Here is a 17,341-nt window from a genome sequence, read left to right as displayed (position 1 = left end):
TTTATTCAGATCCTATCGAATCAATAACAAATTTGAATATATTGAATGCAGTTGGACTTCTTGTTGCGGCGATTGCAGCGCGACAGGCGAAACCTTTTATGCAACTGAAAACGCGAGATTGGCCCTCGTTAGGACATATACAATTTCTTCTTGCTGTGGCTCTTATGATCAGTCTGAGCCTAGGCGTCTACAACAATTTTATTGCATCTAACCTACGCGAATCTAGTGATTCAATGATCAATTCTGGTATTGCATTATACGCCGTGATCGAGTCGGCACCGATTCTTCTTGCTTGGCTAATAGTGGTGAGCGTATGGAAGCGAGGCCGTTATCCATCAATCTTGACAGCGCTGCTACTTGCTGCCCTTTTTATTCTTATTACGGTTGGAATGAATTTCTCACGCGGTTCTCGTGTAACAGTACTATTAATTATAGTTTTGGGCTTTCAGCTTTTTCATCAGTATGTTTTTAGACTGAGTAAGCTTAGTTTGTTTGCGTTATTGATAGGTAGCGCTATCGTGTTTAACCTGATGACAGTTTACAAGCATCTGGGTATTCAAGGAGTATCCTCATATCTCGCCGGAGAAGGGGTGCCCGCCTATTTAGATGAAAATTACACGAACCCTATTCGCATCGTCATTGGCGACATCGGACGTTCGGATATTCAAGCGTCTATTCTCGATGCTCAGATGGAGGATCGGATACCTCTCGCTTACGGCAGGACCTATGTTAAGGCGTTAACCTTGCCCCTTCCTGACTTTATAGATCCTATACCAGATAAATGGAGTAAAGTTTTCGTTGGCTCTTATGCACAATTGAACATAGATCCAACTAGTGCGATTTTGTATAATAATCCATCAGGGAGGGGATCATCGCGTATCTATGGCATGGTCGGGGAATCTATTCTAAATTTTGGAATTTTTGGTGCAGTTTTATCGTTCGTCATATTTGGATTATTGTCGCGATGGGCGATATTATATTCTATTCACCCAAAAGGGTGGGAGAGCGCATTGATCGCACCGACAATATCGGCTCTCCCCCTCTTTATGCTGTTTTATGATCTTGATAATATTGTCTTTCGACTAACGATGCTTTTAGGAATCCCGGGAGCCTTGCTCCTACTCAATCGCTTGTTCCAAAAGCGCGACGCATGACTTGGTTGATCGATAAATTCCTGACAGTTCAGCCTCAGCTTGCCCGCTTTGCGCAGGCTACGGGGATTATCGCATATGCTGGCCTACAATGGCTGATTCTACTTCGCTTACTCCCGATTGGTGGTTACGAGTTGGTAGGCAGCTATGCTCTGGCTCAGGCGGTGGTTGCTCCAGTCGTAGGTTTTTTTGCCTTTTCGCTACGTCCACTGTGGGTTTCGGGCGCGTTGGGCGAGCTTTCGGCCGGAAGCGTTCTGGCAGTGCGCATTACTACGGGTATGGTTGCCCTGACGATGGCAATCGTGATTACGCTCACGTTCCAGATACGGCTGGACGCCATGATTTTCACCTATGTGCTTGCGAGCAAATTTTTGGATATGGTGTCAGATATTTTGGCGGCGATTTTCGATCGACAAGGAAAGAGCGCGATCTCCGGGCTGCTGCTAATTATGAAGAGCGCGCTGCTGAGCTTAGTGATCCTGGCAGGGTGGACGGCGCAGTTCGATCTTAGCACTATAGTATCAACGCTCGTGATCGTTCAGGCATGCATCGTGATCGCGGAGTGGAAATTAAGCGGTAGCGCCCGTCCCTTCGGATTGTTTAAATTTTCCCAATGGCTGGCCGTCATACCGCTAGCTACGGCACTGTTCGCAGCAGTTAACAGCTTGGTCGCTTCCGTTGCGGGCTTTTTGCCACGATACCTGCTTGAACTATTCGCGGACCGTGAAACAGTCGGCTACTTTTCTACAATCTTTATTCCGGTCCTGATGATTCAGATGATTGCGACAGGATTATCTCAAACGCACCTTCATCAGTTGTCGAGAGTTGCTCGATTGGGGGAAATCCGCCAGACCTTTCTGGCCAGCGCGCCGGTTGCCATGCTTATCGTGGGCTTGCACATGGCAATTACCATCTTGGTTTTTCTCGCGGCGGCTTTCGTGGATTGGGGATGGGAAAATCAGCGCTCGCTATTGCATGATGTAGCTTTTGTCCTCGTTCTGTCTCTGCCGCTCGGCCTGCGACAATTCTACTCTTATCTAGCAATGTCCACCGGCCGGATGACGGCTATATTCACAACCTCGGCCATTTTGTTGGCAGTTCAAGCGTTGCTCGCCCCATGGGCAATCCAGACAGAGGGTATTTTTGGATGCGTTATTTTGATGTCGGCCGGGGCAGTCGTCCAGATCGGTACTTACCTCTGGATACTCCGTAAACCAGTGCAACCAATGGCGGAGTATCAGCATGGGTGAGGACGCTTCTATTGTTAATGTCGCTTTCCCGAGTAATGAGTTCGAGCGGGCGAAACCGACGCTCCACTGGGCTTCGGAGGCGGTGATCAATCGTGACCGTCACGGACGCCATTGGTCGGCTCATCCTCTACATTTATCGCATTTGGCGGAAATCCGTTCGCACTTCGATCATCTCCGGCTCGTGCTCCGGGTAGAGGAACGCGATCCGCCGGTCGAAACGGTGACATGGATCGTGGATCATGACGTTTCCGTCGAACCGTTACCTGGTTACAAGGGAGTTGGCGGTTTCATCAAGGCGTTGCCTGCTCTGGTGCAACGGCTGAATCGTGCCGCTGTTAAGGCAGATGCACTGTCGGTACGGCTTCCTGGGCCGATCGGTTCTCTACATGCATTCTTCTGCTGGCTGCGCGGAATTCCGTACACAGTTCACATGGTCGGAGATCCCCACCAAGTGCTAAGCAGCAAAGGCTTCCGATGGTATGAGCGGCTTATGCGTTGGCCTTTAGTTGCCGTCAGCCGCTTTATCTGTAGCCGCGCCGTTGCCTGTGCCTATGTGACCGAGCGGCAACTACAATTGCTTTACCCACCTGGGAAGGGCGCGCCGAGCGTAGCTATATCCAACGTTCTTTTGGAACCGCGTCATTTTGTCGATCGTCCGCGTCTAGGTCCGCTTAAAAATAGGGCGTCGTTGGCTTTCTGCGGTTCGCTTGCACAAGAGTACAAGGGCCTCGACATTTTGCTGGAGGCCGTCTACCAACTGACATCTGCCGGCCTCGACATTCATTTGGTAGTGATGGGGGATGGTGTATTCCGCGCCAAATACGAAACGCAGGCATTGCGTCTCGGTCTGATCGAGCGCGTTCGGTTCTGTGGCAATGTTCCTCCGGAAACAGTGCTGGTGCAGTTCCGGTCCTGTGATCTGTTCGTCATGCCGTCACGAACTGAGGGGCTGCCGCGAGCCATGATTGAGGCAATGGCGCAAGCATTGCCTTGCATCGGCACGAATGTGGGCGGCATTCCTGAGTTGCTTGACGACGCCGCGCTCGTCCCTAGCGATGACGTGTCTGCTTTGGCTGCTCGTATTGAGAGGTTCCTGCGCGACGAGCAACTTTTTGCCGCGCAGTCCGCGCGCAACCTCGATCGAGCGAAATATTTCGAGACTTCGCTAATCGCGGAACGCCGGCACAGCTTTTACGGCTGGCTCAGCAGGGCCGCAGTCAAGCGGAAAACCATATGAATATCGTTCCGGCGGTGATGAATGCGCTGGACCTTCATGTGATGTCGTCCGCCAGCGAGGCTTTTCCCAATGTGCTGACCGAAGCCATGGCCTGTGGCACGCCCTCGTTTCGACGGATGTCGGGGATGCGGCGGTTATTATCGCGGATACGGGCTGGGTCGCTCCCGCTCAGGATTCCGTTGCACTGGCGGAAGCGATCTCCCACGCGCTTCAGAAAAACGATGCACCGGGCTGGAGCGACAGAAAAGTCGCCGCACGCACAAGTGTGGAAAAGCAGTTCTCCAGGGATCGGATGGCCAGAAGTTATCGTGCGATCTGGGGGGCGTCGGACAAGCGTGTCGGCTTTCTATCCTGGACTGAGTGAAATATGAAAATTTCGGTGATTTCCAATTTTGCGTCGTCATTGCTGAATTTCCGTGGTCCGCTGCTTCTCGAAATGGTGCGCAGGGGTCATGAGGTTCTGGCCTTCGCCCCCGATCATGATGAAGCGACGCGCGCATGGTTGCGCGCTAACGGCATCGTCCCGATCGATTTCAACCTGGCGCGGGCGGGGATGAATCCGATCAGGGATGCAGCGTCGCTGCTGGACCTTCGGCGGCTGCTGCGCCGGCACAAGCCCGACATCACGCTCGGCTATTATATCAAGCCGGTCATTTACGGCACGATCGCGGCCTGGCTGGCGCGCGTTCCCCGCCGCTTTGCGATGATAGAGGGACTGGGGTTCGCCTTTACCCAAGGGCAGCGTCCGAGCCGGCGGCGCGCGGCGCTGCAACGGGTCGTCGCGCGATTATATCGCAGCGCCCTGCGCCTGGCGGAGCGCGTCATCTTCCTCAATCCCGACGATCGCCGCGAATTTGTCGAGCGTCGCCTGGTGTCGCCCGATCGCGCCGTGATCCTTGGGGGCATTGGGCTCGACTTGCAGGAATGGGCCTATGAGGAGCCTGATGCCGGGGCCGCGACCTTCATCATGGTCGGACGGCTGCTGCGCGACAAGGGCGTGGAGGAATATGTGGAGGCGGCAAAGGCATTGCGCCCGCATTATCCGCAGGCGCGCTTCCTGCTGGTGGGGGGACATGACGAAAACCCCGCCGCCATACCGCTGGCCGAAGTGCGGTTATGGGTCGATGCCGGGGTGATCGAATGGCCGGGACATGTGCCGGTACGTCCCTGGCTGGCGCAGGCGAGCGTTTTCGTCCTGCCCTCTTATCGGGAGGGCGTTCCGCGCAGCACGCAGGAAGCGATGGCGATCGGCCTGCCGGTGGTCACGACCGATGTTCCAGGATGCCGGGAAACGGTGGTGGAAGGAAAGAACGGGTTCCTCGTTCCGGTCCGCAATTCGGCGCGTCTGGCAGAGGCCATGCGTCATTTCCTCGATCATCCAGACAGCGTTGTGCCGATGGGGCTGGAAAGCCGCAGGCTGGCGGAGGAACGGTTCGACGTGCATGTCCAGAATCGAAAGCTGCTGGACTTCATGGACCTTTAGCGGGCATCGGGCTTTGAAGATCGCGATCTAGCCGCGTCCGGATCGCGCCGCCAAGAAACAGGGCAATAAATGAAACGGTTGATCGACATTGCAGGCTCTCTTGCCGGACTGGTGCTGCTGTCGCCTGTTATGCTTGTCGCGGGAATTGCGATCCGCCAGCGCATGGGGGCGCCCGTGCTTTTCGTGCAGGAACGCCCCGGTCTGGGGGGCAGGCCCTTTCGGATGTGTAAGTTCCGCAGCATGCTCGATGCCTGCGATGCCGATGGTCAGCCCTTGTCCGACGCTGAACGTCTGACGGATCTGGGGCGTCTGTTGCGTTCGACCAGCATAGATGAGCTGCCCGGCCTGTGGAATGTACTCAAGGGCGAGATGAGTTTGGTCGGGCCGCGCCCGCTGCTGATGGAATATCTGCCGCGCTACAATGCGGAGCAGGCAAGGCGCAACGACGTCCGTCCCGGCCTGACGGGATGGGCGCAGGTCAACGGGCGCAATGCGCTTTCGTGGGAAGAGAAATTCGCGCTCGACATTTGGTATGTCGATCATCGCAGCCTGCTGCTGGACATGAAGATCATATGGCTGACGGTCCTGCGCATCATTCAGCGTGATGGGATAAGCGCGGAAGGCCAGGCGACGATGGCCAAATTCCAGGGCACGGGTAAGAATTCGTGAAGCCTTTATATGGTGTCTATGGGGCCAGTGGCTGCGGACGGGGCATCATGCCGCTGCTGCGGCGCGAGATGGCAGGCATGGATGCGGCCCTGGTCTTCATCGACGACAATCCGGCATCATCTCATGCCAATGGTCATGAGGTGTGGACTTTTGATCGATTTATGAAAGAACCAGCCGAGCGGCGCGGAGCGGCCCTGGCGATCGCCAACCCTAAGATCAGGCAGATGCTCGACGAAAAATGCCGGCAGTCAGGGGTCGAGATCATGGCTGCGACGGCGGCCGACATCGTTATGATGGACGATGTCGAGATCGGCGAAGGTGCCCTTGTCTCACCCTATGTAACCTTCACGTCCAACATCAAGGTCGGCCGATGCTTTCACGCCAATCTCTATTCCTATGTCGAGCATGACTGCGTGATCGGCGATTATGTCACCTTCGCGCCGGGGGTGCGCTGCAACGGTAATATCCGGATCGGCGATCGCGCCTATATCGGGTCGAGCGCGGTCATCCGCCAGAACCTGACCATCGGCGCGGATGCCGTCGTCGGCATGGGTGCGATCGTGACCAAGGATGTCCCTCCAGGCGTAACCGTGGTCGGCAATCCCGCCCGCATTCTCGAGAAAAAATGACATGCTGAACACGAATTTCGCCCCTTGGCCCAGCTTCACGCAGGAAGAGGCGGACGCCGTTTCCGCTGTCCTGCTCTCCAACCGCGTCAACTATTGGACGGGCGAAGAATGCCGCGCTTTCGAGCGGGAGTTTGCCGAATGGTCGGAGAGCAATCATGCGATCGCCGTCGCCAATGGCACGGTCGCGCTCGATCTCGCGCTTCAAGGACTTGGCATCGGCAGCGCCAATGGCGGCAGTGCCGACGATGAGGTGATCGTCACGCCACGCACCTTCATCGCGTCGATTTCCTGCGTCGCCAATGCCGGCGCCAGGCCGGTCTTCGCCGATGTCGAGCGCGCCAGCGGCAATATCTCGACGGAAACTTGTCGGGCCGTGCTGACCCCGCACACCAAGGCGATCATCGCGGTGCATCTGGCGGGCTGGCCCTGCGACATGGATCCGATCATGGACCTCGCCGCCGCGCATGACGTCAAGGTGATCGAGGACTGCGCGCAGGCGCATGGCGCGCGCTACAAGGGGCGCAGCGTCGGCTCGATCGGCCATGTCAGCGCCTGGTCCTTCTGCCAGGACAAGATCATGACCACCGGCGGCGAAGGCGGCATGGTGACGTGCAACGATCGTGATCTCTGGTCGCGCATGTGGTCGTTCAAGGATCATGGCAAAAGCTGGAACGCGGTCTATGAGCGCGCGCACCCGCCGGGTTTCCGCTGGCTGCATGAGAGCATCGGCACCAACTGGCGGATGCTGGAGATGCAGGCGGCAATCGGCCGCATCCAGCTTCGCCGCATGAACGAATGGACGTGCACGCGGACGGCCAATGCGACGATCCTGCATGAAGCCCTGACACCCTTTGCCGACAAGAACGGGATCATCCGTCTTCATGGCCCGTTCGGCCCGGACCGAAGCTGGCCGGAAGGGTCGGTCCACGCTTTCTATAAATATTATGCCTATGTCCGGCCGGAAAATCTGGCATCCGGCTGGTCGCGCGACCGGATCGTCACCGAAATGGGCGAGCGGGGCATTCCCTGCTTCCAAGGCTCCTGCTCCGAAGTCTATCTGGAAAAGGCGTTCGACGGCACCGGCTGGCGGCCCGAAGTGCCCCTACCGGTCGCGCGCGAACTGGGCGGGACCAGCCTCATGTTCCTCGTCCATCCGACGCTTTCATCTGACGACATGGCGCGTGTTTCGCAAGCCATAGGCGATATGTTCAAGGACGCGATGCGCACAGAGGAGACTCTGTCCTAGATGCCTTCCCGCCCCGTCCTCACACGCCGCTGGAGTCCCGCTCTGGTACTGCTGCTGCTGCTGCTGGGCACCTTATGGGTGGCGGGCGGCGCGTCGCACGCAGACGTCACGGGGCAGGTGATAACGTGGGGGGCAACGTGGACGTTGCTCGTGCTCGCAATCCTGCTCGGCGTGCGACCGGTGGTCGTGGGGGCGGGAGCGGCGTTCTGGCTGCTGCTGGCGACGGTCCTGCTTGTCCTGCTGCAACTGGTGCCGTTACCTCCCAACATCTGGACAGCGCTGCCGGGCCGGGACGTGCTACTCGGGGCGTCACCCGGCGAGACGGTATGGCGGCCTTGGGCGATCGTTCCTTCAGCGACGATCAACGCCGCGTCCTCGCTGATCGTGCCGGTCGTAACACTCATTCTCGTCACTGCCTTGTGCAACGAGGAGAAAACATGGCTGCCGACGATCCTGCTCGGGATCATTTTCTGCTCGATGCTGGTCGGGTTGCTACAATTTTCCGGCTTCGTCCTCGATAATCCATTCATCAATGACACGGTGGGAAGCGTCAGCGGCACCTTCGCCAACCGCAACCATTTCGCGCTCCTCCTCGCCATCGGATGCCTGATTACCCCTGTCTGGGCCTTTGCCGGAAAACAAGGCGTGGGGTGGCGCGCGCCAGTCGCACTGGCGCTGATGACGCTCTTTGCTCTCACCATATTGGCGACCGGATCGCGCGCCGGCATGTTGACCGGCATGTTGGCGCTGGCGCTCGGCCTCGCTTTGTGCTGGCACGATGTCCGCCGCGCTTTGCGTGGGGCGCCACGCTGGGTGTTCCCGGCGCTGATCGCCGCGATCGTCGGCGTCGTTGCCCTGTTCGTCCTAGTCAGCATCGCTGTCGACAGGGCGGAATCTGTACGCCGTGCGTTTGAAATAGATGCCGGCCAAGACATGCGGGCGCGCGCCCTACCGACGGTACGGTCAATGATCACCGCCTATTTCCCTGCTGGATCAGGTTTCGGCGGTTTCGATACGATCTTCCGCCTGCATGAGCCGTTCGCATTGCTCAAGCCGACCTATTTCAACCATGCCCATAATGATTTTTTGGAAGTGGTGCTCGATGGTGGCTTGCCTGCGCTGCTGCTGCTGCTCGGCGCGCTTGGGTGGTATGCGATGGCCAGTATCCGGGCTTGGCGAACAGGCGGGCGACACGCGATCCTGCCGAAGCTGGGGTCGGCCATATTATTTCTCGTCTTCGTTGCGAGCGTCTTTGACTATCCGGCGCGCACGCCGATGATGATGGCGATGATCGTCATCGCCGCTTCTTGGCTCAGCCAAAATAGGACGCCCCGCGTTATGGCCGACTTTACCTGATTGCGATCAGCATCTAAGGCGAAGACCTCTTCAGCCGGAAGATATGGGGCGCATGCGCAAAATTTTTTTTTCGATCATAGTCGCGGCTGGTCTTGCCAGTTGCACGGGAACACCACCGCCTCAGCCCAGCGCGCAACTGACCGTCATTCCTGACAGTCAGGGCCTGCCTGCGCCCCAGCGGGGCGATCTGGCAGCCGCTGACCGGCCCGCCCTAATCGGCCCGCTCGACACGATCAATGTCGATATCTTTAACGTGCCCGAACTCAGCCGAGAGATGCAGGTGGACGCCAGCGGGCGCATTTCCATGCCGCTGATCGGTACCGTCGACGCGCGCAACAAGACCGCTGATGAGCTAGCGCGCACGATCGAAGATTCGTTGCAGGGTCGTTATGTCCGCAACCCTCAGGTGACCGTAAACATCAGGAGTTCGGTCAGCCAGGTCGTAACGGTTGATGGCGAAGTGAAGGAGCCGGGCCTTTACCCGGTCACCAACCAGATGACGCTGATGCGCGTCATCGCCTCAGCCAAAGGCCTGTCGGAATTTGCGAAGCAGGAACAGGTCGTGATCCTGCGCACCGTCGACAATCAGCGGATGGCCGGTCTTTATGATATCGGTGCGATCCGTCGCGGCGCCTATGCCGACCCAGCAATCTACGCCAATGATGTCGTCATCATCGGCGACTCTCCGCAGCGCCGTCTTTTCCGAGATGTCGTTTCTTTAGCACCACTACTTGCGGCGCCCCTCGTCGCAGTCCTGCGCTAAGGCTTGCAGTCCTATGACCAATAGTACTTTGACCCCAGGCAGCCACCTAGCCCCGGCAGCCCTGTTGCAGGCGCAATCGGAAAATAGCGGGCCTCCCTTGTTGCGCCAATATCTGCGTATCGCCATGCGCTGGCGCTATGTAATCCTCGGTGCGGTAGCGGTATGCTTCCTGACCGGCTTGATCACGACCTTGCTGATGACGCCGCAATATACGGCGTCCTCAACGATCGAAATCTCGCGTGAAGCGGACAAGGTCACTGATCTTCAGGGGGTCGAGCGCGAAGCCGGCATTGCCGACCAGGAATTCTACCAGACGCAATATGGCCTACTGGAGTCTCGCGCGCTTTCCGAACGGGTGGCGACACAGCTCAAGTTGACGGAATCGCACAGCTTTTTCGACATGTTCGATTTCAAGAGCGATGATCCGGCCTTCCAGCTGGCAAACGGCCGATACCCCGCCTCAGGCCGCCCTACCCGGCAACGGGTCGCTGGTGAAATATTGCGCGAGCATCTCAGTATCAGCCCCACACGCATGTCGCGCTTGGTCGAGATCAAATTCACCAGCCCAGACCCTACCTTTTCAGCGCAGGTCGCCAATGTATGGGCCGAGAATTTCATCCAGACCAATCTGGAACGCAAGATCCAAGCAACCTCCTATGGGCGCAATCTCCTCCAGAAGCAGCTGGTCCAGTTGAAGCAACGGCTGGATGAATCGCAGCGGCAATTGGTCAATTACGCTTCGTCCGCCAAGATCATCAATCTGCCCGCGCAATCAGGCAATGGCCAATCGAGTTCGGAACGCTCAATCGTTGTCGATGATCTAGCCGCACTCAATGCCGCGCTGGCCCAGGCGACCGCGAGCCGCATTGAGGCGCAGTCACGCTTTCAGCAAAATGGGCGAGCGGGCGCATCTGCCGAAGCCCTGAACAATACGGCAATCAACAGCCTGCGCCAGCGTCGCGCGGAGCTGGCGGCTGATTACAAGCGCTTGATGACGCAGTTCGAACCAGGTTACCCCGCCGCTCAAGCGGTCCAAGCACAAATCACCCAGCTCGACCGCAGCATCGCGAGCGAAGAAGGTCGCGTGACCTCATCACTTCTCGCCGACTATCGCCGGACACAGGGGCAGGAACAGGCGCTTCAAGCCAAGGTCGAACAACTTAAAGATGACTATCTCGACCTACGCCGCCGCAGCATCCAATATAATATCTATCAGCAGGAAGTGGACACCAATCAGGCACTCTATGACGGCCTGCTCCAGCGCTTCAAGGAAATCGGCGTCGCCGGCGGCGTCGGCGTCAACAATATCTCGGTCGTCGATCCGGCCCAGGCACCCAAAGCGCCTTCAAGCCCCAGATTGCTCATCAATCTCGCCATCGCTATCCTAGCCGGCTTGGGCATCGGCGCAGCGCTGGCCTTTGGCCTCGAGCAGATCGACGAGGGCATCGCCGATCCAGCTGAAGCGAAGCGTGAGCTTGGTCTGCCGCTGCTCGGCTCGATCCCTAAAATCGAAGAGGCGCCCAAGGATGTCCTGCTTGACCGCAAGTCGGACCTCGTGGATGCCTATCTGACGGTGCAGACCAATCTTGCCTTCTCCACCGAACATGGCGTCCCGCGTTCCTTCTCCGTCACCTCGACGCGACCGGGGGAAGGCAAGTCAACCACTTGTCTTGCTTTGGCCACGACGCTCGCACGCGGGGGTAAGAGGGTCATCCTTATTGATGGCGATATGCGTAATCCCTCAATCCATCATCTGGGCGGTGTCAGGCATGATCGGGGACTTAGCAACTACCTGACCGGAGAGGGCAATCTCGAATCCCTGACCTTTCCGATGGAGGACCTGGGCTTCACGGCGATGTTGGCAGGGCCACTTCCGCCCAATGCCGCTGAATTGCTGACCGGCAGTCGTCTTTCGCAGCTTATTGCGCAACTGCTTGAAAGTTATGACCATGTCATCATCGACTCCCCGCCGGTCATGGGGCTAGCCGACGCGTCGCTCATCGCAGCCAAGGTTGAAGGCGTTCTCTATGCCGTTGAATCCCATGGTATCCGCTCTGGTCTGGTGAAAGAGGCACTCGGTCGCCTCATCGTTGCCAATGTCCGCATCATTGGCAGCATTCTTACCAAGTTTGACGCCAAGAAAGCGCATTACGGCTATGGTTATGGTTATGAATATGGCTATCGCTATGGACGCAAGGTAGTGTCCGACACCGCCTGATGAAGGAAAAGACCTCTCGACAACGACGCTCTCCGCTTGAATGGAGTGTGCGCCTTATCCTGGCTGGGATCGCCGCCTGGCTAGGCTATTTGTCGGTCATGCAATCGGTAGCATTAGTGCTGCCCGACAGCCGGATCGAAGAGGCTTATGCGCTCGCGCCCAACAATGGCCATATCGCGGGTCGCTTGTCGCAGACGCTTTACCGTCCAAACGCAAGCGAAGCCGACCGTATCCGCGCCGTAGCGATCGCGCGCGACGCCTTGCATCATGACCCAACTGCCGTCGAAGCGGTTGCAACACTCGCCGCTGATGCATTCGTTCGCGGCGACCAGGCCGAGGGGGAGCGCCTGCTTGCCTATTCGCAGACGCTGTCGCGACGGGATTTGCGCACGCAATTGATGGCGATCGAGTTAGCCGTGGCGCGTGACGATATTCCAGGCGCGCTCAGACATTATGATATTGCGCTCCGCACCAAGAAGAAAGCGCCCGACCTGCTCTATCCGGTGCTGACCTCCGCACTGACCGACCCGGCGATCCGCGCAGAATTGGTCAAAACCCTTGGTGGACAACCCAATTGGGGTAATGGCTTCATCAATCATGCCGCGCGGAGCGACGCGGATCCGGTGGCGAGCGCGGCCTTTTTCCGTGCCTTGCAGATCGCCCGCGTGTCCGTACCCGACAGCGCCAGCGTGGCGCTCATCAACAGGCTGTTGGCGGCCAAACTGTTCGACGATGCCTGGTCCTATTATGCCGCTGCCCGTCCTGGCAGCGAGCGGCATCAATCGCGCGATCCTGCCTTCACAAGCCCGATCGAAGCGCGCAGCGCTTTCGACTGGATCGCGATCAACAGCATCGGTGTCTCGACGGCGATCCTGTCCGATCCGGCGAACGGCCTTTTCGATTTCACAGTGTCCATGGGCAATGGCGGCCTTCTGCTTCAGCAGCTTCAGATGCTCCCACCCGGCGATTATGTGCTGAAAGGGCATAGTATCGGGGTTGAGCAGGCTGCGCGCTCGCGTCCTTATTGGGTCGTGCGCTGCCAGACAGGTAGTGAAATTGGACGAGTAGAGGTACCAAATTCATCACAGGCAGAGGGCTGGTTCCAAGGACATGTCAACATTCCCGCTGACTGCCCGGTGCAGACGCTTGCACTGATCGCACGATCCTCGAATGAGATTGGGGGTGTTTCGGGTCAGATTGATCGCATCCTGATCCGGCCCACACGACCACAAGCGCCATAAAGGACAGCCTCATGAGATTTTTTTTGCTCAGCAGTGCTTTCGCGACATCGCTGCTTCTAGCGTCTTCTGCCTTGGCTCAGGAGTCGATGCCCGCCGGGCAGCTGGCTGAATCGGCTGCGGGCCAAGTGGGGCAGCGCCAGACCGCCAGCAATAGCCAAGTCCATATTGAACCCTTAGGGCGGCTGAACAATCGTATAGCGAACCGGGTGCAGAACCGCATTCGCAACCGGATTGACCGCTATTACGACCCTCGCGCCAATACGACGTCGCCATTCGAGGTCGCCGCCGAGCAGAGCACACGCGTTCAATCACCTCGTTGACGAGGTAATGATTTAAGCAGCAATGCTCAGGCTTAAGTAGCGACCTTTTCCACAGCGGCGCAAATGCGGTCGACGACATCGCGCACTTGATCCTCACGATTACCCTCAGCCATCACCCGGATCACCGGCTCCGTCCCTGAGGGCCTGATGACGAGGCGGCCGCAACCGTTAAGTTCTGCCTCGGCCTGGGCGATGACATGCTGCACATCGGCATGTTCAAGCGGCTTTCCTTCAGCAAAGCGCACATTCTTGAGTAGCTGGGGTACAGGGTCGAATGGGTGCAATACCTCGCTCGCTGGCTTTTTCGCGCGGACGAGCGCTGCCAGCACCTGCAAAGCCGCCACTGTCCCATCACCGGTCGTTCCATAGTCGGAGAGGATCATATGTCCCGATTGTTCGCCGCCTACATTAAAACCTCCCTCGCGCATGCGCTCGAGCACGTATCGGTCGCCGACCTTGGTGCGTTCAAGCCCAATGCCCTGTCCCTCGAGAAAACGCTCGAGGCCAAGGTTCGACATCACCGTCGCGACAAGGCTGCCGCCTCGCAAAACGCCCGCACGCGCGAAATTGGTAACGATCAACGCCATGATCTGATCACCATCGACGACTTGCCCCTTCTCATCAACAATGATGAGGCGGTCGGCATCCCCGTCCAACGCAATGCCAATGTCCGCGCCAGAAGATACGACTGTTTCCTGAAGCAGCATCGGCGCGGTAGAGCCGCAACCATCGTTGATATTACTGCCATTAGGGCCGACCCCGATCGCGATCACCTCAGCGCCCAATTCCCATAAGGCAGAGGGCGCTACCTGATAGGCCGCCCCATTGGCACAATCGATGACGATCCTAAGCCCATCGAGTCGCAAATCCGCAGGAAAACTCGACTTCACCGCATGGATATAACGCCCGCGCGCATCCTCTATGCGGCGAGCACGGCCAATCTCCTTTGACGGAGCGAGCGCGATATACTGCCCCAACAACGCCTCGATCTTTAGTTCATCTTCATCCGAAAGCTTGTACCCATCCGGTCCGAACAGCTTGATCCCATTATCAAGATAAGGATTGTGGCTGGCTGAGATCATGACTCCTAAGTCCGCCCGCATCGACTGGGCAAGCAAAGCGACTGCCGGCGTCGGAATAGGGCCGAACTGTACCACGTCCATGCCGACGGCTGTAAAGCCAGCGACCAGCGCATTTTCTATCATATAGCCTGATAGCCGTGTGTCCTTGCCAATCACGACACGGTGGCGGTGTTTTCCTCGCAGGAAATGCGTCCCAGCAGCCATACCGATCTTCATCGCCAGTTCGGCCGTTAGCCCCTGATTAGTACGTCCACGGATTCCATCGGTACCAAAATATTGTCTGCTCATCGCTTACCCCAGCCTCACCCCACTGATCGCAGATACTGGTATAGGGTTTCCCTACTGATTCCCATGTCACGCGCGATAGTGGCTTTCTGTTCGCCGTTCGCAATGCGTTGCACAAGCTCAGACACTCTCTCATCCGACAGCATCTTCTTACGCCCGCGATAGGCGCCGCGCTGTTTGGCTAGTGCCACGCCCTCACGTTGTCGCTCGCGGATCAAGGCACGCTCGAATTCGGCGAAAGCGCCCATCACCGACAGCATGAGATTGGCCATCGGCGAATCCTCGCCGGTGAAGGAAAGGCTTTCCTTGACGAATTCGATGCGGATGCCCTGTCGGGTGAGCAACTGGACGAGTTTGCGCAGATCGTCGAGATTGCGCGCGAGGCGGTCCATGCTGTGGACGACCAGCGTGTCACCCTCTCGAATGAAGGAGAGCATGGCTTCCAGTTGCGGCCTACCGACATCCTTGCCCGAGGCGCGATCGGTGAAGACCCGATCCAGCGCGACACCGTCCAACTGACGATCGATATTCTGTTCGAAAGTGCTGACCCGGATATAGCCGATCCTTTGACCCTTCATTCCACTCCCCAAGCCCAATCTGTCAGATTAGACCTTTAGATATGAGCCGCCATATGTCAACAAAATGATATACAGGCTCTTTTCTGACATATTTTCAACGCGTTTCCTTACGCCAACATAGGATATACCCTATATTGACATAAACGAGCCTGAAGGCACTGGCCGCCTTCAATGCCCAAAACCGCTCAAAGGCTCATCGTCAATGATGTGCCGCTTGGCTCGGATATGACTGACCGCTCTCGCTTGCCAGTGGATCGTCACCTTGAGCGAGTCCGCTTGCGAGTTTGGGAAGCGCGAGCAACTAGGGGCGCAGTAACGGCAGAGGATGGACGGCTGAGTGCAGGCAGCATATAGTAGTGCTGGGTAACACCTTTCATTATGGAGGTAGCACGATGGCAACGGCAACATCTATTAAGCTGGACGATGCCCTGAAAGGGCGTGTGCAGCACCTGGCCAACGCGCGCCGGCGCAGCTCGCATTGGATTATGCGCGAAGCTATCGCGCAGTATGTCGAGCGCGAGGAAAAGCGCGAGGCATTCAAACAGGACGCCATTCGGGCATGGGAAAACTATCAGCAGACGGGCTTGCATGTGACGCTTGAGGAAGCCGATGTCTGGTTGGCGAAGCTCGAAGCGGGTGAGGATGCGGAGCCGCCTAAGTGCCACGTCTGATCTGGACGGCCGAAGCACTGGCCGATGTTGACCGGCTCCATCGCTGGTTGAAGACCAAAGACGCCGACGCAGCGAGACGCGCGGTCGCCGCGATCCGGGGAGGGGTTCGGATTCTGGCGGCAACCCCGCACATCGGCCGACCAACTGAAGATATGGAGTCCGAGTATCGGGAAAAGCTGATCGACTTTGGAAACAGCGGCTATGTTGTCCTGTATCACTTCGATGGTGAGACGGTGGCGCTGTTGGCCGTGCGCCACCAAAGGGAGGCGGGTTATCAATAGTCGGCTAAGGGACGCGCTATGAGGGCGATATTCATCCGCCACAGTGAGGCCACCGGCAACGCCGGCATGCCCTGCCACGATCTCGCAACGATCGAACTGACGGAGCGAGGCAATTGAAGAGTTTCTCGTTACGCTCCGCTTCTCTCTACCGGCCGATAGGCAATCCCGATCCGCCTTTCGGCCGTACCACGTCTCCGGAGAATCGCGGCGATATGACGATCAGCTGCGGCACGATCGGCAAAGGCGTGACACTGGGTTTGGCCGGCTGCGCCGATCCGCCCCCAACGGGTTTCGACAATGATCATGCCGAACAGATCAAAACTCGCGCTAATGCTATAACGCCGGCGAATGTTGCGCGTCGGGTCAAGCGCCACCAACTCGATCGGATCAGGGGGGATTGCGCCTTTCATGGCGCAAAGCCTACAAAATCGACCCCGTAAAGTCCGATGACTTTTTTGAATCAGTTGCCGGTCATTGATTCACAAAAGTCTATAGAGTGTCACGATACGCTCGGTCTGCGATGCTTGTTGCCTTCCTTGGTTCAATCCACACCATGCCCATGCGCCACAAGGCTTCCACCATTATCGCCTTGATGCTCGCGATCGGCGATCGGCACGGCACCGTTCTTGTTCAACCCGTCCCGACAGACGATCCCCGTGCGGTGGCGCGCGCGGGCGGTGCGCCCTCTGCCTTGGCAAGGGGCACGGTCGCCCTGAAGTGCAGTCAACGCTGAGCGTTTGCCGGCTTCACCTCAATCGTGCAGCGCACCGCCTTCTTGAGGGCATAGCGTGGAAGGTACGCCAGACAACGCTCTCATGACTGCCATCTGCGCTGCAGAACGAGTTTATCCTGCCGCCGACCTTTCGGCTAGCGGTGAATTT

General features: G+C 57.7%; 19 protein-coding genes and 1 pseudogene. 17 read left to right on the top strand and 3 right to left on the bottom strand.

The features are described from left to right. Nucleotides 1–32 precede the first annotated feature (32 nt). From L3X40_RS13650 to L3X40_RS13595, 13 genes are all read left to right on the top strand, one after another. Nucleotides 33–1,154 (top strand): hypothetical protein, encoded by a 1,122-nt coding sequence (locus L3X40_RS13650; RefSeq protein ID WP_237366116.1) that lies wholly within the window; start codon nt 33–35, stop codon nt 1,152–1,154. After that, a complete protein-coding gene (locus L3X40_RS13645) occupies nt 1,151–2,401 on the top strand; it encodes a hypothetical protein (RefSeq protein WP_237366115.1) in 1,251 nt (416 codons plus the stop codon). Before L3X40_RS13650 ends, L3X40_RS13645 begins: the two co-directional genes overlap by 4 nt. After that, entirely contained in the window at nt 2,394–3,638 is a 1,245-nt protein-coding gene (locus L3X40_RS13640; RefSeq protein WP_237366114.1) for a glycosyltransferase family 4 protein, read from the top strand. Before L3X40_RS13645 ends, L3X40_RS13640 begins: the two co-directional genes overlap by 8 nt. Further along, the gene (locus L3X40_RS22530) at nt 3,635–4,009 is read left to right on the top strand and encodes a glycosyltransferase (protein ID WP_445177194.1); all 375 of its coding nucleotides are present in this window, start codon (nt 3,635–3,637) and stop codon (nt 4,007–4,009) included. The genes L3X40_RS13640 and L3X40_RS22530 overlap by 4 nt, the downstream gene beginning before the upstream one ends. Further along, complete coding sequence (locus L3X40_RS13635) at nt 4,006–5,121, top strand: glycosyltransferase family 4 protein (protein WP_237366113.1); 1,116 nt, start codon at nt 4,006–4,008, stop codon at nt 5,119–5,121. Before L3X40_RS22530 ends, L3X40_RS13635 begins: the two co-directional genes overlap by 4 nt. A gap of 69 nt (nt 5,122–5,190) precedes the next feature. Further along, on the top strand, nt 5,191–5,790 hold the full coding sequence (locus L3X40_RS13630) for a sugar transferase (protein ID WP_237366112.1): 600 nt from the start codon (nt 5,191–5,193) through the stop codon (nt 5,788–5,790). Continuing rightward, complete coding sequence (locus tag L3X40_RS13625; RefSeq protein WP_237366111.1) at nt 5,787–6,419, top strand: acetyltransferase; 633 nt, start codon at nt 5,787–5,789, stop codon at nt 6,417–6,419. The genes L3X40_RS13630 and L3X40_RS13625 overlap by 4 nt, the downstream gene beginning before the upstream one ends. Before the next feature lies 1 nt (nt 6,420). After that, complete coding sequence (locus tag L3X40_RS13620; protein ID WP_237366110.1) at nt 6,421–7,665, top strand: DegT/DnrJ/EryC1/StrS family aminotransferase; 1,245 nt, start codon at nt 6,421–6,423, stop codon at nt 7,663–7,665. Continuing rightward, nucleotides 7,666–9,021, top strand: coding sequence for an O-antigen ligase family protein (locus L3X40_RS13615; protein WP_237366109.1), 1,356 nt, complete (start codon nt 7,666–7,668; stop codon nt 9,019–9,021). Nucleotides 9,022–9,073: 52 nt separating this feature from the next. Beyond that, nucleotides 9,074–9,784, top strand: coding sequence for a polysaccharide biosynthesis/export family protein (locus L3X40_RS13610; protein ID WP_237366108.1), 711 nt, complete (start codon nt 9,074–9,076; stop codon nt 9,782–9,784). Nucleotides 9,785–9,797: 13 nt separating this feature from the next. Then, entirely contained in the window at nt 9,798–12,002 is a 2,205-nt protein-coding gene (locus L3X40_RS13605; RefSeq protein ID WP_237366107.1) for a GumC family protein, read from the top strand. Between the two features lie 47 nt (nt 12,003–12,049). After that, nucleotides 12,050–13,243 (top strand): hypothetical protein, encoded by a 1,194-nt coding sequence (locus tag L3X40_RS13600; RefSeq protein WP_237366106.1) that lies wholly within the window; start codon nt 12,050–12,052, stop codon nt 13,241–13,243. Between the two features lie 11 nt (nt 13,244–13,254). Next, the gene (locus L3X40_RS13595; protein WP_237366105.1) at nt 13,255–13,563 is read left to right on the top strand and encodes a hypothetical protein; all 309 of its coding nucleotides are present in this window, start codon (nt 13,255–13,257) and stop codon (nt 13,561–13,563) included. Nucleotides 13,564–13,595: 32 nt separating this feature from the next. On the opposite strand, the gene glmM is transcribed toward L3X40_RS13595, so the two are convergent. Further along, nucleotides 13,596–14,933, bottom strand: a complete 1,338-nt coding sequence (glmM, locus tag L3X40_RS13590) for a phosphoglucosamine mutase (protein WP_237366104.1) — start codon at nt 14,931–14,933, stop codon at nt 13,596–13,598. A 14-nt stretch (nt 14,934–14,947) separates the two neighbouring features. Beyond that, on the bottom strand, nt 14,948–15,508 hold the full coding sequence (locus tag L3X40_RS13585; protein WP_169863596.1) for a recombinase family protein: 561 nt from the start codon (nt 15,506–15,508) through the stop codon (nt 14,948–14,950). 392 nt (nt 15,509–15,900) lie between these two features. On the opposite strand from L3X40_RS13585, the gene L3X40_RS13580 reads away from it, so the two are divergent. The 3 genes and pseudogenes from L3X40_RS13580 to L3X40_RS13570 form a co-directional block, all read left to right on the top strand. Next, on the top strand, nt 15,901–16,179 hold the full coding sequence (locus tag L3X40_RS13580) for a CopG family ribbon-helix-helix protein (protein WP_059153569.1): 279 nt from the start codon (nt 15,901–15,903) through the stop codon (nt 16,177–16,179). Then, a complete protein-coding gene (locus L3X40_RS13575; RefSeq protein ID WP_059153568.1) occupies nt 16,167–16,460 on the top strand; it encodes a type II toxin-antitoxin system RelE/ParE family toxin in 294 nt (97 codons plus the stop codon). Before L3X40_RS13580 ends, L3X40_RS13575 begins: the two co-directional genes overlap by 13 nt. Before the next feature lie 18 nt (nt 16,461–16,478). After that, nucleotides 16,479–16,574 (top strand): annotated as a pseudogene (locus tag L3X40_RS13570) (histidine phosphatase family protein); the annotation flags it as partial. A gap of 14 nt (nt 16,575–16,588) precedes the next feature. Here L3X40_RS13570 and L3X40_RS13565 read toward each other — a convergent pair. Continuing rightward, nucleotides 16,589–16,870, bottom strand: a complete 282-nt coding sequence (locus L3X40_RS13565) for a WGR domain-containing protein (RefSeq protein ID WP_082635049.1) — start codon at nt 16,868–16,870, stop codon at nt 16,589–16,591. Nucleotides 16,871–16,980: 110 nt separating this feature from the next. Here L3X40_RS13565 and L3X40_RS13560 point away from each other — a divergent pair, with 110 nt between their 5' ends. Continuing rightward, the gene (locus tag L3X40_RS13560; RefSeq protein WP_059153567.1) at nt 16,981–17,193 is read left to right on the top strand and encodes a hypothetical protein; all 213 of its coding nucleotides are present in this window, start codon (nt 16,981–16,983) and stop codon (nt 17,191–17,193) included. The last annotated feature ends 148 nt before the right edge of the window (nt 17,194–17,341 follow it).

The organism is Rhizorhapis sp. SPR117 (assembly GCF_021742065.1).
The sequence above is the reverse complement of the archived record's forward strand: the minus strand, read 5'-3'. Positions and strand labels throughout refer to the sequence as shown.

Coding starts and splice junctions, on each gene's coding strand:
- L3X40_RS13595 (WP_237366105.1), top strand. CDS start 13,255: ATGAGATTTTTTTTGCTCAGCAGTGCTTTCGCGACATCGCTGCTTCTA.
- L3X40_RS13605 (WP_237366107.1), top strand. CDS start 9,798: ATGACCAATAGTACTTTGACCCCAGGCAGCCACCTAGCCCCGGCAGCC.
- glmM (WP_237366104.1), bottom strand. CDS start 14,933: ATGAGCAGACAATATTTTGGTACCGATGGAATCCGTGGACGTACTAAT.
- L3X40_RS13580 (WP_059153569.1), top strand. CDS start 15,901: ATGGCAACGGCAACATCTATTAAGCTGGACGATGCCCTGAAAGGGCGT.
- L3X40_RS13585 (WP_169863596.1), bottom strand. CDS start 15,508: ATGAAGGGTCAAAGGATCGGCTATATCCGGGTCAGCACTTTCGAACAG.
- L3X40_RS13620 (WP_237366110.1), top strand. CDS start 6,421: ATGCTGAACACGAATTTCGCCCCTTGGCCCAGCTTCACGCAGGAAGAG.
- L3X40_RS13645 (WP_237366115.1), top strand. CDS start 1,151: ATGACTTGGTTGATCGATAAATTCCTGACAGTTCAGCCTCAGCTTGCC.
- L3X40_RS13565 (WP_082635049.1), bottom strand. CDS start 16,870: ATGAAAGGCGCAATCCCCCCTGATCCGATCGAGTTGGTGGCGCTTGAC.
- L3X40_RS22530 (WP_445177194.1), top strand. CDS start 3,635: ATGAATATCGTTCCGGCGGTGATGAATGCGCTGGACCTTCATGTGATG.
- L3X40_RS13635 (WP_237366113.1), top strand. CDS start 4,006: ATGAAAATTTCGGTGATTTCCAATTTTGCGTCGTCATTGCTGAATTTC.
- L3X40_RS13640 (WP_237366114.1), top strand. CDS start 2,394: ATGGGTGAGGACGCTTCTATTGTTAATGTCGCTTTCCCGAGTAATGAG.
- L3X40_RS13630 (WP_237366112.1), top strand. CDS start 5,191: ATGAAACGGTTGATCGACATTGCAGGCTCTCTTGCCGGACTGGTGCTG.
- L3X40_RS13610 (WP_237366108.1), top strand. CDS start 9,074: ATGCGCAAAATTTTTTTTTCGATCATAGTCGCGGCTGGTCTTGCCAGT.
- L3X40_RS13615 (WP_237366109.1), top strand. CDS start 7,666: ATGCCTTCCCGCCCCGTCCTCACACGCCGCTGGAGTCCCGCTCTGGTA.
- L3X40_RS13560 (WP_059153567.1), top strand. CDS start 16,981: ATGCTTGTTGCCTTCCTTGGTTCAATCCACACCATGCCCATGCGCCAC.